The 356-nt window shown below is 41.9% G+C and carries 1 pseudogene; it reads right to left on the bottom strand.

Going from position 1 to position 356, the window contains the following annotated elements:
* Positions 1–356: pseudogene (locus AC0DBE_RS21750) on the bottom strand (DUF1492 domain-containing protein); the annotation flags it as partial.

Consider the following 356-nt stretch of genomic DNA (forward strand, 5'->3'; position numbering starts at 1 on the left):
GCCGATTTGTTTTTCCAAATGGCGCTTGGGATAATCTTTCGTCAGATTCTTCTTCCAACGATAATAGGACGCTCGAGAGATACCTAAATGAATACAGATATCCTGCACGGTCATTGTGCTGTGCAATACTTCTACAAGTTCGACTGACGTTTCGCTATCAACTTCCTTTCCAATTCGTTGTACTTTTTTAAAACTTCATTCTGTTGTCTCAGATAACGGTTCTCTGCCAGCAGTTTCTCTAATTCGGAAGAATACTCTGGACCTTTTCCGTAAGTGTATTGCTTTCCAACAGGCTGTTCGAATCGATGTATATCCCCAGCCTTATGCCATCTAACCCATGTCTGAACCTGTGTCTT

It is taken from the genome of Bacillus sp. VA15, from assembly GCF_055721145.1.